We start from the raw sequence: 13,885 nt of genomic DNA, 5'->3' as shown, positions 1-13,885 counted from the left end.
CCAACCCATGGCTATGACTCCAGACTCGACCGCGGGGGGCTCGTCGGCTAAGCCGGCGAGCCCCCCGCAGGTCGGGGATACTCCCGAGAAGCAAAAACCCAGACCCGGGAAGGGATCAGCATTGAGGCAGGGCGGCGGACGTTGGGGCGACACCGTCTTCAAGTCCATCGCGATCGCCGCCGGGGCCACCATCATCGGCGCTATCGCGCTGATGGCGCTGTTCCTCATCATCAAGGCGATTCCGTCGCTGCAGGCCAACCAGGCGAACTTCCTGTTCAGCACCGAGTTCCTCACCAGCGACTCCAACAACCTGCGCTTCGGTATCCGTGATCTCTTCATGGTTACGGTGCTCAGTTCGATGTTCGCCCTGGTCATCGCCGTACCCGTCGCGATCGGCATCGCGGCGTTCCTGACCAACTACGCGCCCAAGCAGTTGGCGCGGCCCTTCGCAATGCTGGTCGATCTGCTGGCGGCAGTGCCGTCCATCGTGTTCGGTCTGTGGGGCATTTTCGTGCTCGCCCCCTGGCTGACGCCGGTGGCTACTTTCCTCAATGAGAATTTGGGCTGGTTCTTCCTGTTCTCGGACGGCAACGTGTCCCTGGCGGGCGGCGGAACCATCTTCACCGCCGGAATCGTGCTCGCGGTGATGATCCTGCCGATCATCACCTCGGTCACCCGTGAGGTTTTTGCCCTCACTCCGCGCGGTCACGTGGAGGCCGCTCAGGCACTCGGCGCGACCAAGTGGGAAGTCATCCGAATGACGGTGTTCCCGTACGGCCGCAGCGGCATGATCGCCGCGTCGATGCTGGGCCTGGGTCGCGCGCTCGGAGAGACGATCGCCATCCTGATCATCCTGCGCACCGCGGCGCAGGCCGGGTCCTGGTCGCTGTTCGATGGCGGCTACACGTTCGCATCCAAGATCGCCTCGGCGGCAGCTGAATTCAGCGCTCCGCTGCCCACAGGTGCTTACATCGCCGCCGGTTTCGTGCTCTTCGCGCTGACGTTCGTGGTCAACGCGCTGGCTCGCGCAGCGGCAGGCGGAAGGGTTAGTGGAGGATGACGGCAACACTCGACCAGGCGGTGAAGGGGCCCACCTTCCACCCGGTCAGCGCCAACCGCAAGTTCAAGAACGCTCTTGCGACAACACTGTTCACCGCGGCGTTCGTGCTCGCGATGATCCCGTTGGTCTGGCTCATCTACACGGTCCTGGCCAGGGGCATCACCGCGATCACCTCGTCGACGTGGTGGACGAACTCACTGTCCGGGGTGCTGCCCGAGCAGATGGCCGGCGGTGTCTACCACGCGATCTACGGCACGCTCATCCAGGCGGCGATCGCTGCGGTGCTGTCGGTGCCGTTGGGGGTGATGGCCGCCGTCTACCTTGTCGAGTACGGCCGCGGCCGGTTCGCCAAGGTCACCACGTTCATGGTGGACATCCTCGCGGGCGTGCCATCGATTGTGGCTGCACTCTTCATCTTCGCGCTGTGGATCTCGACGTTGGGCTTCGAGCAAAGCGCTTTCGCCGTGTCGCTGGCCCTGGTGTTGCTGATGCTGCCCGTCGTCGTGCGCAACACCGAGGAAATGCTGAAACTGGTCCCGGATGAGTTGCGGGAAGCGTCCTATGCCCTGGGCATCCCGAAGTGGAAGACCATCGTGCGGGTCGTTGTCCCCACCGCCTTGCCGGGCATGATCAGTGGCATCCTGCTGGCGCTGGCCAGGGTGATGGGCGAGACGGCTCCGGTGCTGGTGCTGGTGGGTTACAGCCGGTCCATCAACATGGATGCCTTCGAGGGCAACATGGCGTCACTGCCCCTGTTGATCTTCACCGAATTGGTCAACCCGGAAGCCGCGGGCGTGCTGCGGGTCTGGGGCGCTGCGCTCACCCTGATCTTGATCATCGCGGCGCTGTACATCGCCGCTGCCTTCATCAACCGATACCTGACGCGGAACAGAGTTTAGGAGCCTCATGGCCAAGCGGCTGGATCTCAAGGATCTCAACATCTACTACGGTTCGTTCCACGCCGTCGCCGACGTGAGTCTGTCGGTCGCACCGCGCAGCGTCACGGCATTCATCGGCCCGTCGGGCTGCGGTAAGTCGACGGTGCTGCGCACGCTGAACCGGATGCACGAGGTGCTGCCGGGTGCCCGGGTGGAGGGTTCGGTGCTGCTGGACGGTGAGGACATCTACGCTTCCGGCATCGACCCGGTGAGTGTCCGCAAGACGATCGGCATGGTGTTCCAGCGTCCGAACCCGTTCCCCACCATGTCGATTCGCGACAACGTGGTTGCCGGGCTGAAGCTCCAGGGGGCGCGCAAGAACCTCGACGAGGTCGCCGAGCGATCTCTGAAGGGCGCCAACCTGTGGAACGAGGTCAAGGACCGGTTGGACAAGCCCGGCGGCGGTCTGTCGGGTGGGCAGCAGCAGCGGCTGTGCATCGCCCGCGCCATCGCCGTGCAGCCGGACGTGCTGCTGATGGACGAGCCCTGCTCGGCGCTCGATCCCATCTCGACGCTGGCGATCGAGGACCTGATCTCGGAACTGAAGCAGGACTACACGATCGTCATCGTCACGCACAACATGCAGCAGGCAGCGCGAGTCAGCGATCAGACGGCGTTCTTCAATCTCGAGGCCACCGGCAAACCCGGCCGCCTCGTCGAGATCGACGAAACCGAGAAGATCTTCTCCAACCCGACGCAGAAGGCCACCGAGGACTACATCTCCGGACGTTTCGGCTGATCTGGCGGGCCGATACGGCCGGTGCCAGGCGGGGCCACCCGCATCAGAGGTAGATCGAAGTCGCCCCGTTCCGCGAAGGAGCGGGGCGACGTCGTGTTCGCGGTGAACATGCGCCGGGGGAGCCGCGTCAGCGCACACGAATGAGCCCCCCCGGGACGACCCGGGGGGCTCATCGACAACTGAGGGGTGTCAGCGGGGGGCGGTGATCTCGGCCTCCTCGGGCGAATGCCCGGTCACCTGGAAGATGACCCGGCGGGCCACCTCGACGGCGTGGTCGGCGAAGCGCTCGTAGAAGCGGCCCAACAGGGTCACGTCGACGGCCGCGGCAACACCGTGCTTCCATTCCCGGTCCATCAGCACCGTGAACAGGTGTCGGTGCAGGTCGTCCATCGCGTCATCTTCTTCGCGGATCCGGGCGGCCTTCTCCGGATCCCGTGTGCGCAGCACCTCCTGGGCGCTGTGACCGAGTTCGACCGCAACCCGGCCCATCTCGGCAAAATAGCCGTTGACCTCTTCGGGCAGCGCGTGCTGGGGGTGCCGACGGCGGGCGATCTTGGCGACATGCAGCGCCAGCGCACCCATCCGGTCCACATCGGCGACGATCTGGATGGAGCTCACGATCGCGCGCAGGTCGCCGGCCACCGGAGCCTGCAGCGCGAGCAGGACGAAGGCCTCTTCCTCGGCGCGGACGCTCAGGGCCGCGATCTGCTCGTGATCGGTGATGACCTGTTCGGCCAGCGCGAGATCGGCCTGCAGAAGGGCCTGAGTGGCCCGTTCCATCGCGACCCCGGCCAGCCCGCACATTTCTCCGAGCCGGTTGGACAGCGCGTCTAACTGCTCGTGGTAGGCGGTACGCATGCACCAACCCTACCGGGGCGGCATCGGCACCGTCACGAGCGGACGGTGAACGAAAGGTGAATGCCACCTGCCCAAACGATGGTCGGTGACTACTCGCAGCTGGTGTCCGCGGCGTTGGTCACGGTGAGGTCCTCGGGCAGGGCGGTGGGCGGTGCCTTGGTGCCGCGGATCAACTGCACCTGAACCGGTGATCCGCTGGGGGAGGGGGCGGTGACCGCGGTGAAGTCGCTGCCCAGCACCACCTGAACCACATCGGCCATGCCGGAGACGCGTTCGATGGTCGCATCGTCGAATGCCGACGCGACGGTCGCGGCAGCTTGTTCGTTGCCGGCCGAGAAGAACACCGTGGTGCGCGCCAGTGGTCCCGGGTAGTCGTCCGGTGTGGTCACGTTGAAACCGTGGGCCTGCAGGGCCCCGGCCGCGGTGGCGCCCAGACCGGTCCGGGCCGTGGAGTTGGACACCTGGACGGTGACACTCTCCGGATCGGTGGCGATGGCGTCGACGATCTCGTCACCGGGTTGGTCCTGGGCGGCGTCGGCGCTGGCCAGCGCTTCGGGACTGCCGGGGACCGGGCTGTTGTCGGCGTTGTGTTCCTCGGGCAGCGGGTCGTCGTTGATGATGGCGTCGAAGAGGGCCCGCATGTCCTCGGTACGGGGGATCTCGTTACCCCACTCGTCGGCGTAACCGACCGTCGGCACGGTGACGAAGGTGATCCGGCCCGCGGTGACGCCCTGCACTGACTGGCCGAGGTCGACCAGATCCTTGGTGTCGACGTTGTCCACGTAGCTGTCGCCGATGAACATGTTGACCACGTTGTTCAGTTTGGAGAGCGAGAAGAACGTCTCCTTCGAGATCAGCGAACGCAGCAGCGACGACAGGAACAGCTGCTGACGTTTGATGCGTCCGTAGTCGCCGTTGGTCTCGGTGGTGACCTGCCGGGCACGGACATAGTTCAGGGCGGTGTGACCGTCGACGGTCTGACGTCCCGCCGTTGCCAGCACGGTACCGAGTTCGTAGTCCTCGATCGGCGTGGTGCTGCACACCTCCACGCCGCCGAGCGCATCGACCATCTTGGAGAAACCGGTGAAATCGACTGCCATGAAACGGTTCACGTGCAGGCCGGACAACTTCTGGATGACCTTCACCAGGCACTTCGGTCCACCGACGGCGAAGGCCGAGTTGAGTTTGTATTCGGTGTAGACCTCATCCTTGCCGTACATCGGCGAGTCCGGGTCCATGATGGGTCCGTATTCGCGGGTCTCGGGGTCCCACGGCTCGCACTTCATCGGTTCGATCTCGAGGTCGCGGGGGAACGACACGGCAACCACCCGTTTGCGGTTGGCCGGGATGTTCACCAGCATCACGGTGTCCGATCGGGCGCCTGCGGCGTCCTCGGTGGTTCCCGCGCCGATATCGCTGTTGGCGCCGATGCGACTGTCGGTGCCGACGATGAGGAAGTTCTCGTCGCCGAACTGCGCATTCGGATCGAGGATGTCCCGCGAATCCGGATCCAGTGCCGAAACCCGGTTGAGCAGGTTGTTCTTGGCGGACTGCCATTGCCAGGCGCCACCGGTGAGGACCAGCGCGAGCACCGCGACCAATGCGGCAGCGACGCGTCCGGCGACGGTGAGACGCCCCGACCGGCGCGCCCGCGGCTTCGGCGGGGTGTGCACCGGGGGGCGCGGAGCGGCCAGATCCGGCAGCTCGTCGTCGGCCAGGGCGATGGGCGGCAGGACCGCGGTGACCGCGTCGTCGGCCTCGATGTCCCCGATGCCCCTGATGTCCCCGATGTCCCTGAAATCCGCCGGGCCCACGACGTCGACGTCCGGGTAGGGGACGTCGGAAGGGTAGGGGTAGGGCTGGGCCTCTGGTTCCGGTTCGGGTTCCGGGTCGGCCCGGTGGCGCCGAGGTTCAGGCGCCGGCGCCTCGCCGTGGATCTTGGCGATCAGGTCCGCGACGGTGATCGGGGCGGCCGGCTCGGGGGCGTGGTTCGCCGGGGAGGACGTCGGGGACGACTCGGCATCGGCGCGTGCCGGCTGCTCTGTCGGCGCGTCGACGGCCCGTTCCCACGGCGCGGCGCCTGGCTTCGGGCGCCGGGATCGGGTAAGCCAGTCACCGTCGGGTCTGTCGCCGGTGCGGTCCCCGCCGGCTGGTTGCGGACGGCCGGAAGCGGCAGCGGCATCTTCCGTGTCGCCGTCGCTCATATTCCTACCGGCCTTCCAGCGTTCACGGCCTCCCGCGCGGCGCGCATCGTTGCGCGCCGGCACGAGGATCGCCGAGTGCCTGCTCAATGTCTAAAGCACTGGGCCCGGCTCCGCCACCGGAGACAGGCAGTTTGAGTCCTCATCGTACTGAGACATTCTGAGAGACATCCAGCCCGAGGGCGGTGTCGGAACCGTCTCAGAACCGTCTCGGCGCCGGGGTCAGCCCCCCGAGTGCATCACATCGGCGCCGGCGGGCACCGTGCAGTCCTCGGGATCGTCGAGCCAACCGTCGGGCAGCGTCACCGATGCGGCGGAGCCCTGCCGGCCTCGCGGACCGTTGCCCGCCGACGGGAACGGCACGTCGGGATCGAGCTCGGCAAGCAGATCATCGAGTTCGGCGATGGTCTTGACCAGCGCCAAAGACCTGCGCAGGTCCGCGCCGGCCGGGAAACCGTGCAGATACCACGCGACGTGTTTGCGCATGTCCCGCATTCCTTTGTCCTCTCCGAAGTGGGCAGCGAGCAGCTCACCGTGTCTGCGGATGATCTGCGCCACCTCACCGAGGGTCGGCGGGGTCGCCGGTGCCGTTCCGCCGAAGGCGGCGGACAACTCGGCGAACAGCCAGGGCCGCCCCAGGCAGCCCCGGCCGATCACGACGCCGTCGCAGCCCGTCGCGGCCATCATGGCCAGCGCGTCACGAGCGTCGAAGATATCACCATTGCCCAGCACCGGAACATTCGTGACGTGGGCCTTCAGCGCGGCGATCTGCTCCCAGTCGGCGCTTCCCGAATAGCGTTGGGCGGCGGTGCGTGCGTGCAGCGCGACCGCGGCGGCGCCTTCCTCGGCGGCGATGCGTCCGGCGTCGAGGTGGGTGTGATGAGCGTCATCGATTCCGATGCGGAATTTCACCGTGACGGGGATGCCGGTGCCCTCCGTGGCCGACACAGCCGCCGCCACGATCTGACCGAAGAGCCGTCGCTTGTAGGGCAGCGCCGCTCCACCCCCGCGGCGGGTCACCTTGGGCACCGGGCAGCCGAAGTTCATGTCGATGTGGTCGGCCAGGTTCTCGTCGACGATCATCTTGGCTGCGGCGTAGGTGTTGACCGGGTCCACGGTGTAGAGCTGCAGCGAACGCGGCGACTCCTCCGGTGCGAACGTCGTCATGTGCATGGTGATCGGATGCCGCTCGACCAGTGCCCGCGCGGTGACCATCTCGCACACGTAGAGGCCGCTGACGGTGCCGGCGCGGCTCAGCTCCAGCTCGCGGCACAGGGTGCGGAACGCGACATTGGTCACTCCGGCCATCGGCGCGAGGACGACCGGGCTGCGCAACGCGATCGGCCCGATCCGCAACGGGGATCGGGCCGGTCCGGGGGGAGCAGTTACGACGTTGATGATCCGACCAGCAGGTTCTTGGCGGCCTTCTTCTCGGCCATCTGACGCAGCCGCTCCTCGCGGCGCTGCTTGGCGATCTCGAACTTGTCGACCGCTTCCTGCAGTTCGTCGACGAGTGCCCCCAGGTCGTCACGCATGCGCGCGCTCTCGCCGTTGAAGTCCTCGCGTTCGAAGATGCGCCACTTCTTGAGCACCGGCATCACGATGTCGTCGAGGTGGATCCGCGGGTCGTACACCCCGCCGGAGGCGATGGTGACCGCGCGCCGACGGAAATCCGGGATGGTGTATCCGGGCATCTTGAAGTTGCGCAGCACCTTGTGCAGCGATTTCATCGCCTGATCGGGGGCGATCTCGAACCCGGCCTCGGACACGTCGCGGTAGAAGATCATGTGCAGGTTCTCGTCGGCAGAGACGCGCTGCAACAGCTGATCGGCGATCGGGTCCTCGCACGCCTTGCCGGTATTACGGTGCGATACCCGGGTGGCCAGTTCCTGGAAGGTCACATAGATCACCGAATCGAACAGGCTCTCGGCGAAAAGGTCAGCCTCGACCTGCTGGTTCTGGCCGGGGGAGAAGCCGCGGGTCATCTGCTCGAGGCGCAGCATCTCCAACTCGACCGGGTCGACGTTGCGGGTGACGACGAGGTAGTCGCGCAGCGCGATACCGTGCCGGTTCTCCTCGGCGGTCCAGCGGTTCACCCAGAAGCCCCACGGGCCGTCCATGGTGAAGTTCATCGCGATCTCGCGGTGGTAGGCGGGCAGGTTGTCCTCGGTCAGGAGGTTGACCAGCATCGCGACCCGGGCGACTTCGGAGAGCTTGGACTGCTCGGGGTCCCAGTCCTGGCCGCCGAGCGCGTAGTAGTTCTTGCCGTCGGACCACGGGATGAAGTCGTGTGGGTTCCAGTCTTTCTTCATCCGCATATGGCGGTTGACCAGAGGCTCCACGACGGGCTCGAGTTCGGTCAGCAGTTGCAGGTCGGTCAGGTCTTTCGACACGACACCTCCCAGTTATCTGTACCTGATGGTTGCACTCAATATATCTGTGTAACTCGGTGACATTCAAGTCGCCGCGCCGCGACCCACGCCGAGGTGACGTGCGCTTTCAGGTCACGGCCCTGCTGAGCAGTAACTCAGCGCAGTGGTCGATGAACTGTTCTCGGGTCGCATCCAATCTGCCGTCCAGATAGGCGGTGAACAGTGCAGTGAGTGCCCCGATCAGTCCGGTGGCAACCATCGCCTGGGCGGTCGGGTCACTGATCTGGGTGAGGTTGCGTTGCAGCAGGCTGATGAAGTTCGGCATCCACCGGGCCCCCGACCGGGCCAGCACGGGTTCGGCCTCGGGGGCCAGCAGCAGCACCCGGCCGCGGGCGGGATCGTCGATCATCAACGCCACGAAGCGTTCGACGGCGTCACGCATACTCTTCGACTTCATCAGCGTCGACATCGCCGACGTGCACACATCGTCGTAGACCGCGGCGACGTACTCGTCGCGGTCGGGAAAGCTCTCGTAGAAGTAGCGCTCGGTGAGTCCGGCGGCCCGGCAGACGGCGCGCACCGTCAGGTGGGGTCCACCCGGGCGGCCGAGCAACTCGACGCCCGCGGCGATCAGTTCGTCGCGGCGAAGCGCCTGACGGTCCTGCAACGGCACGCCCGACCATCTACCGCGTCGTTGACCCGGCGGCACGGCCCTCCTAAGCTTGGTGACAACGTCTGTAGTCAAAATCGTGGCGCGACAACGGCAGGAAGAGCACCAGTGACTCAAGATACGTCCGCGGCGGGCCCGGTCACCAGCGGTTCCACCCCAGATCGCGATGTCGTGGCGGCAGGCTGTCCGGTCGCCGGTGGCTACGACGGTCTGCCGGCCCCGCTCGGCCCGGACTCCCTGACGTGGAAGTACTTCGGACAGTGGACCGGGATGCTGCAGGGGCCCTGGGCCGGTTCGATGCAGAACATGCATCCACAGCTGGGCGCGGCGGTGGAACAGCACTCGATCTTCTTCATGGAGCGCATGCAGCGGCTCTTCCGGTCGGTCTATCCGATCGGCGGTGTGGTGTTCGACGGACACCGCGCCCCCACGACGGGGGCCCAGGTCCGCGACTACCACATCGGCATCAACGGGGTCGACGACCAGGGCCGCCGCTACAGCGCACTGAACCCGGACGTTTTCTACTGGGCGCACGCGACGTTCTTCAAGTCCACGCTGCTGGCCGCCGAATGGCTCGGGGGAGGTCTCACCGAACAGCAGCGGCGGCAACTCTTCGACGAGCACATCACCTGGTACCGGATGTACGGGATGAGCATGCGACCGGTCCCGAAAACGTGGGAGGACTTCCAGCAGTACTGGGATCACATGTGTCACAACGTGTTGGAGAACAACTGGGCCGCTCGCGAAGTGCTCGATCTGTCCTCGATGCCCAAGCATCCGTCGCTGGCGTGGATGCCGGACTGGTTGTGGCGCCTCAATGTGGCGGGGATGCAACGCTTCTTCAACTTCACCACGGTCGGCCTGTTCGATCCGCCGGTGCGTGAGCTGATGGGCTACCGCTGGACGCCCCGGCAGGAGCGGCTGCACAAGCTGTTCGGCCGGGTGGTCTATCGACTCACGCGGGTGCTGCCGAAACGGCTGCTGATGCATCCGCGCAAGCGCTCGGCATGGGATCGCGCCACCGGCCGCCTCCCGGCCGATGCCCCGTTGGTCGAGACACCGGCGCGCAACCTGCCTCCGGTGGAATATCGAGACGACCCGCACTACTACAGCCCGAAAGTGTGACCGCCGCGCTGGGTTCACCTTTCACCTGACCTCCGGCGCGTCCGGCGCCGAGACTGAGGCCGGACTCCGGCCGACATACCGGTCGACGTGTGGTCGCGGGGGTGCGCTCTTCGTAGGATTCGGCGACACCCTGCCGCAAAAGAGAGGTCGACGCCGTGCCGTGGGAGATCTTCGCTGTCATCGTGCTGCTGTTGGTCACCGCGTTCGCGCTGCTGTCCCGCGTGACGGCCAAGGAGGAAGTCGGCCGGACCCGCGGCACGCGCGTCGCGGTCATCGCCGGCGCCCTGACGGTCGTCGTGCTGATCCTGGGGTCCACCACGATCGTCTCCACGCGCAACATCGGGGTCGTCACGACCCTGGGCCGACCGAGCGGCACCCTCGGCAACGGCCTGCACCTCAAGGCGCCGTGGCAGTCGGTGACCGAGATGGACGGCGCCATCCAGATCGACAACCACACCGGTGAGCACGCCACCATGGTCAGACTCGGCAACAACTCCACCGCATACGTCGACAACAGCGTGCGGTGGCGCATTCAGCCGGCCGCCGCCGACGCGCTGTTCCTCGACTATCGCGACTTCGACAACGTCCGGGAGAACCTGGTCACCCGGGAGCTGCGGGCCGCGCTCAACGAGGTGTTCTCCGACTTCGACCCGCTCGCGCCGGAGAACGTGGAGGGCACCGACATCCAGGCACTCGGTGACGATGTCGCGGAGAACCTGCGGGCAAAGGTCGGCGATCAGGTCGACATCATCAATGTCATCATCCCGCTGGTGAGCTATGACGAGGCCACCCAAGGCCGGATCAACGCCCTCAACGCCGAGCGGGCCAACACGCGGGTGGCCGAACAGCGGGCCAAGACCGCCGAGGCCGAGGCACGCGCCAACGAGATCCTGGCGGGCTCGGTGTCGGACAACCCGAACGTGCTGGTCAGCAAGTGTCTGGACGCCGCCAGAGAAGCCTCGATCAGCCCGCTGGGCTGCTGGCCGAACACCTCCGTGGTGCCCACCGTGCCTGCTCGCTAGGTTTGTGCATCGCTGCGACCGGCTAGCTTGGAAACATGCAGGCGCCGGAGCTGATTGGCGGTCGCTACGAATTGCGGGGTGTCCTGGGCCGCGGCGGGATGGCCGAGGTCCGCGACGCCTGGGACAACCGGCTGGGGCGGCCGGTGGCGGTCAAGCTGCTCTATCCATCGATGAACACCCAGCCCGACACCAGGCGCCGCTTCGCCACCGAGGCGCGCGCGGCTGCGGCGCTGAACCATCCCCATGTGGTTGCCGTGCACGACACCGGTGTGCACGCCGGCAGGCAGTACATCGTGCTCGAACGCCTGCCCGGCCAGAGCCTGGCGGATGTGCTGGCCCGCTATGGGCCGATGCCCGCCGCGCAGGTGCGCGCCATCTTGGGCGACGTGCTGTCGGCGCTGCGCGCGGCGCACGCGAGCGGTGTGCTGCACCGTGACATCAAACCGGCGAACATCCTGTTCACCAGCGCCGGCGGGGTGAAGATCACCGACTTCGGGGTCGCCAAGAGCGCCGACACACCTCAGACCCTGACCAACCGGGTCTTCGGGACGATGGCTTACCTGCCGGCCGATCGCATCGCCGGCCGCCCGGCGACCCCGAGCGATGATCTGTACGCGCTCGGAGTGGTCGCCTACGAGGCGCTGACCGCCCGCCGGGCCTTCCCGCAGGAGAACCTCGCGGCGCTGGCCGACGCGATCGCCGTCGGGCGTCTGCCACCGCTGAGCTCGCTACGGCCCGGCCTGGACGCCGCGTTGACGATGACGGTGGAGCGGTCGATGGCGCGCGATCCACGGTGGCGGTTCACCAGCGCCGATCACATGGCGGCGTGCCTCGCCGGGCCCGGGGCGCTGCGCGTCGGGAGGCGAAAGCGGCGACCGCGGTGGTGGTGAACTTTCTCCCTTCCGGCGCCGTTGCGGTCATCACCTCAGATTTCGGCCTGACCAGCAGATATAGCGACGCTAACCGACTGGTCGCGGTCAGGTAACGATCCGCGCGCCGAGTTCAATTTTCATGATCAATGCTGTATGTTGCCCGGTTCTTCGTTATCTTGCAGGGCGTGGGCAGGCATTCCATCGCCACCAAGCGGCGTAACCCCTCGGTGTACTTTGCCTCGGTACTCGCCCCGGCGGCGGTTCTCCTCGCGGTCAAGGGCGATGTGGGTCCGGCGCCGGTCCCTGTCGCGGAGGAAACCCTCGCCGCACCCGCTCCCGCGCCGGTAGAGCAGTCCGTCCCGTGCTGCGTCGAGATCGTGGCCGCGCCGTCGCCGGCGCCGGGTCCGGCGCGCGTGATCGACGACGGGGCTGCCGACGTCGCCCAGGTCGAGCAGGCATCGCTGGTGTCCGCATCGCGCTGGCGGGTCGTCAGCCGCACCCTGCCGGCCGGTGTCGCGCCGGAAGCGGGTCTGCAGGTGCGCACCATCCTCACCGCGCGCAGCATCAGCGCCGTCTTCCCGGAGATCAACAACATCGGCGGCGTCCGTCAGGACGCGCTGCGCTGGCATCCCGACGGCCTGGCGCTGGATGTGATGATCGAGAACCCGACCTCGCAGGCCGGTATCGCACTGGGCAACCAGATCGTCGCCTACGTACTGGAGAACGCCGCGCGCTTCGGCATCCAGGACGCCATCTGGCGGGGCGTGTATTACACCCCCGGCGGAGCCCGGGCCGGCGGCTACGGCCACTACGACCACGTGCACATCACCACCACCGGCGGTGGCTACCCGGACGGTGACGAGCTCTACCTCCGCTGACGAGGTAGGTGCTCGTGTGTCTGTGCCCCCACCAGGGCTCGAACCTGGGACCTGCGGATTAAAAGTCCGTAGCTCTACCAACTGAGCTATAGGGGCTTGGGTGTGTAACCCCGAAAAGGATACGGCACCCTGCTCGTTTGAGGATTTGGGTGTCCGTACCCTAAGCTATCGAAGCTCCCAACGACATGGACGTTGCGAGTGCCCCGGAGGAATTCGGAATAGGCCCCCATCGTCTAGTGGCCTAGGACGCCGCCCTTTCACGGCGGTAGCACGGGTTCGAATCCCGTTGGGGGTACGCGCGACGACCACTACGGTGGGAGGAGCAGCACAGTAAGGCCCTGTGGCGCAGTTGGTTAGCGCGCCGCCCTGTCACGGCGGAGGTCGCGGGTTCGAGTCCCGTCAGGGTCGCCATTGCGGCGAGGCACTTGCCAGGCAAGTGATCGGTGCCGTCCGGCCAGGTAGCTCAGTTGGTACGAGCGTCCGCCTGAAAAGCGGAAGGTCGCCGGTTCGATCCCGGCCCTGGCCACCTTCACACCCCGGCTTGGCCGGGGCTGCCGCACCGGTGGATGATGATCCCGATGATTCGCCTCCTGACCCCGGCCCTCGCGGCGGCGTTGCTGATGTCGCTGTTTGCGCCGGCCGTCGCGGCGCAACCACACACCACCTTGGTGGACCTGGTCGATGCCGCCACCCGGCGCCTGCAGGTCGCCGAGCCCATCGCGGCCAACAAATTCCACACCGGCGGGTTGATCGAGGACCCGGCCCGCGAGCAGCAGGTCCTCGACGCGGTGTCCGCCGAGGCGACGGCGCTGAACCTCGATCCTGGCTATGTGTCGGCGGCGTTCCGTGACCAGATCGACGCCACGGTGGCGATCGAGTACACCCGGCTGGCGCAGTGGAAGTTCGACCCCGCGTCCGCGCCGGTCGACGTCCCCGATCTGGCGTCCTCGCGCGTAATCATCGATGCGCTCAACCGCGAGATGGTCACGCTGATGGCCGACGAGTGGGACAAGCTGAACGCACCGGCGTGCCGTGCCGAACTCGACGAGGCCAAAGCGGCGGTCGCAGCGCAGCGCGGTCTCGACCCGCTCTACCGCCAGGCTCTCGACCACGCCACGCGCAGCTATTGCCGCTGAGCGTGCGAGCATGG

At 66.7% G+C, this 13,885-nt stretch carries 13 protein-coding genes and 4 tRNA genes; 11 read left to right on the top strand and 6 right to left on the bottom strand.

Going from position 1 to position 13,885, the window contains the following annotated elements:
* Positions 1-7: 7 nt before the first annotated feature.
* From pstC to pstB, 3 genes are read left to right on the top strand one after another with little or no spacing between them, the layout of a single operon-like run.
* Positions 8-1,060 (top strand): phosphate ABC transporter permease subunit PstC, encoded by a 1,053-nt coding sequence (gene pstC, locus ACNUDN_RS23170; RefSeq protein WP_431960703.1) that lies wholly within the window; start codon positions 8-10, stop codon positions 1,058-1,060.
* The gene (pstA, locus tag ACNUDN_RS23165; RefSeq protein ID WP_419124071.1) at positions 1,057-1,959 is read left to right on the top strand and encodes a phosphate ABC transporter permease PstA; all 903 of its coding nucleotides are present in this window, start codon (positions 1,057-1,059) and stop codon (positions 1,957-1,959) included. The genes pstC and pstA overlap by 4 nt, the downstream gene beginning before the upstream one ends.
* Before the next feature lie 7 nt (positions 1,960-1,966).
* Positions 1,967-2,737, top strand: a complete 771-nt coding sequence (gene pstB, locus ACNUDN_RS23160) for a phosphate ABC transporter ATP-binding protein PstB (protein ID WP_419124070.1) — start codon at positions 1,967-1,969, stop codon at positions 2,735-2,737.
* 189 nt (positions 2,738-2,926) lie between these two features.
* On the opposite strand, the gene phoU is transcribed toward pstB, so the two are convergent.
* From phoU to ACNUDN_RS23135, 5 genes are all read right to left on the bottom strand, one after another.
* Positions 2,927-3,595: a phosphate signaling complex protein PhoU gene (gene phoU / locus ACNUDN_RS23155; RefSeq protein ID WP_419124069.1), complete on the bottom strand. Its 669-nt coding sequence runs from the start codon at positions 3,593-3,595 to the stop codon at positions 2,927-2,929.
* Between the two features lie 89 nt (positions 3,596-3,684).
* A complete protein-coding gene (locus tag ACNUDN_RS23150) occupies positions 3,685-5,799 on the bottom strand; it encodes an LCP family protein (protein WP_419124068.1) in 2,115 nt (704 codons plus the stop codon).
* Between the two features lie 219 nt (positions 5,800-6,018).
* On the bottom strand, positions 6,019-7,197 hold the full coding sequence (gene dusB, locus ACNUDN_RS23145) for a tRNA dihydrouridine synthase DusB (RefSeq protein ID WP_419125276.1): 1,179 nt from the start codon (positions 7,195-7,197) through the stop codon (positions 6,019-6,021).
* A complete protein-coding gene (locus ACNUDN_RS23140) occupies positions 7,182-8,189 on the bottom strand; it encodes an acyl-ACP desaturase (RefSeq protein WP_419124067.1) in 1,008 nt (335 codons plus the stop codon). Before ACNUDN_RS23140 ends, dusB begins: the two co-directional genes overlap by 16 nt.
* Positions 8,190-8,295: 106 nt before the next feature.
* Complete coding sequence (locus tag ACNUDN_RS23135; RefSeq protein WP_419124066.1) at positions 8,296-8,877, bottom strand: TetR/AcrR family transcriptional regulator; 582 nt, start codon at positions 8,875-8,877, stop codon at positions 8,296-8,298.
* A 69-nt stretch (positions 8,878-8,946) separates the two neighbouring features.
* Between ACNUDN_RS23135 and ACNUDN_RS23130 the strand changes: the two genes are divergently transcribed.
* The 4 genes from ACNUDN_RS23130 to ACNUDN_RS23115 all read left to right on the top strand — a co-directional run bounded on the left by ACNUDN_RS23130 (position 8,947) and on the right by ACNUDN_RS23115 (position 12,735).
* A complete protein-coding gene (locus ACNUDN_RS23130) occupies positions 8,947-9,963 on the top strand; it encodes an oxygenase MpaB family protein (protein ID WP_419124065.1) in 1,017 nt (338 codons plus the stop codon).
* 155 nt (positions 9,964-10,118) lie between these two features.
* Positions 10,119-10,985 carry an SPFH domain-containing protein gene (locus ACNUDN_RS23125; protein WP_419124064.1) on the top strand — a complete coding sequence of 289 codons (867 nt, stop codon included), beginning with the start codon at positions 10,119-10,121 and terminating at the stop codon, positions 10,983-10,985.
* A gap of 35 nt (positions 10,986-11,020) precedes the next feature.
* A complete protein-coding gene (locus tag ACNUDN_RS23120) occupies positions 11,021-11,875 on the top strand; it encodes a serine/threonine-protein kinase (RefSeq protein WP_419124063.1) in 855 nt (284 codons plus the stop codon).
* 167 nt (positions 11,876-12,042) lie between these two features.
* Positions 12,043-12,735, top strand: a complete 693-nt coding sequence (locus tag ACNUDN_RS23115) for a VldE C-terminal domain-containing protein (RefSeq protein ID WP_419124062.1) — start codon at positions 12,043-12,045, stop codon at positions 12,733-12,735.
* 23 nt (positions 12,736-12,758) lie between these two features.
* On the opposite strand, the gene ACNUDN_RS23110 is transcribed toward ACNUDN_RS23115, so the two are convergent.
* A tRNA-Lys gene (locus ACNUDN_RS23110) sits at positions 12,759-12,831 on the bottom strand.
* 126 nt (positions 12,832-12,957) lie between these two features.
* On the opposite strand from ACNUDN_RS23110, the gene ACNUDN_RS23105 reads away from it, so the two are divergent.
* From ACNUDN_RS23105 to ACNUDN_RS23090, 4 genes are all read left to right on the top strand, one after another.
* A tRNA-Glu gene (locus ACNUDN_RS23105) sits at positions 12,958-13,030 on the top strand.
* Positions 13,031-13,069: 39 nt separating this feature from the next.
* Positions 13,070-13,146, top strand: a tRNA-Asp gene (locus ACNUDN_RS23100).
* A 41-nt stretch (positions 13,147-13,187) separates the two neighbouring features.
* A tRNA-Phe gene (locus ACNUDN_RS23095) sits at positions 13,188-13,261 on the top strand.
* A gap of 52 nt (positions 13,262-13,313) precedes the next feature.
* Positions 13,314-13,871, top strand: a complete 558-nt coding sequence (locus ACNUDN_RS23090) for a chorismate mutase (RefSeq protein WP_419124061.1) — start codon at positions 13,314-13,316, stop codon at positions 13,869-13,871.
* The last annotated feature ends 14 nt before the right edge of the window (positions 13,872-13,885 follow it).

The organism is Mycobacterium sp. smrl_JER01 (genome assembly GCF_048513595.2).
Taxonomy (GTDB): Bacteria; Actinomycetota; Actinomycetes; order Mycobacteriales; family Mycobacteriaceae; genus Mycobacterium.
This window is presented reverse-complemented; position numbering and strand designations above follow the sequence as displayed.

Coding starts and splice junctions, on each gene's coding strand:
- pstC (WP_431960703.1), top strand. CDS start 8: ATGGCTATGACTCCAGACTCGACCGCGGGGGGCTCGTCGGCTAAGCCG.
- pstA (WP_419124071.1), top strand. CDS start 1,057: ATGACGGCAACACTCGACCAGGCGGTGAAGGGGCCCACCTTCCACCCG.
- pstB (WP_419124070.1), top strand. CDS start 1,967: ATGGCCAAGCGGCTGGATCTCAAGGATCTCAACATCTACTACGGTTCG.
- phoU (WP_419124069.1), bottom strand. CDS start 3,595: ATGCGTACCGCCTACCACGAGCAGTTAGACGCGCTGTCCAACCGGCTC.
- ACNUDN_RS23150 (WP_419124068.1), bottom strand. CDS start 5,799: ATGAGCGACGGCGACACGGAAGATGCCGCTGCCGCTTCCGGCCGTCCG.
- ACNUDN_RS23120 (WP_419124063.1), top strand. CDS start 11,021: ATGCAGGCGCCGGAGCTGATTGGCGGTCGCTACGAATTGCGGGGTGTC.
- ACNUDN_RS23090 (WP_419124061.1), top strand. CDS start 13,314: ATGATTCGCCTCCTGACCCCGGCCCTCGCGGCGGCGTTGCTGATGTCG.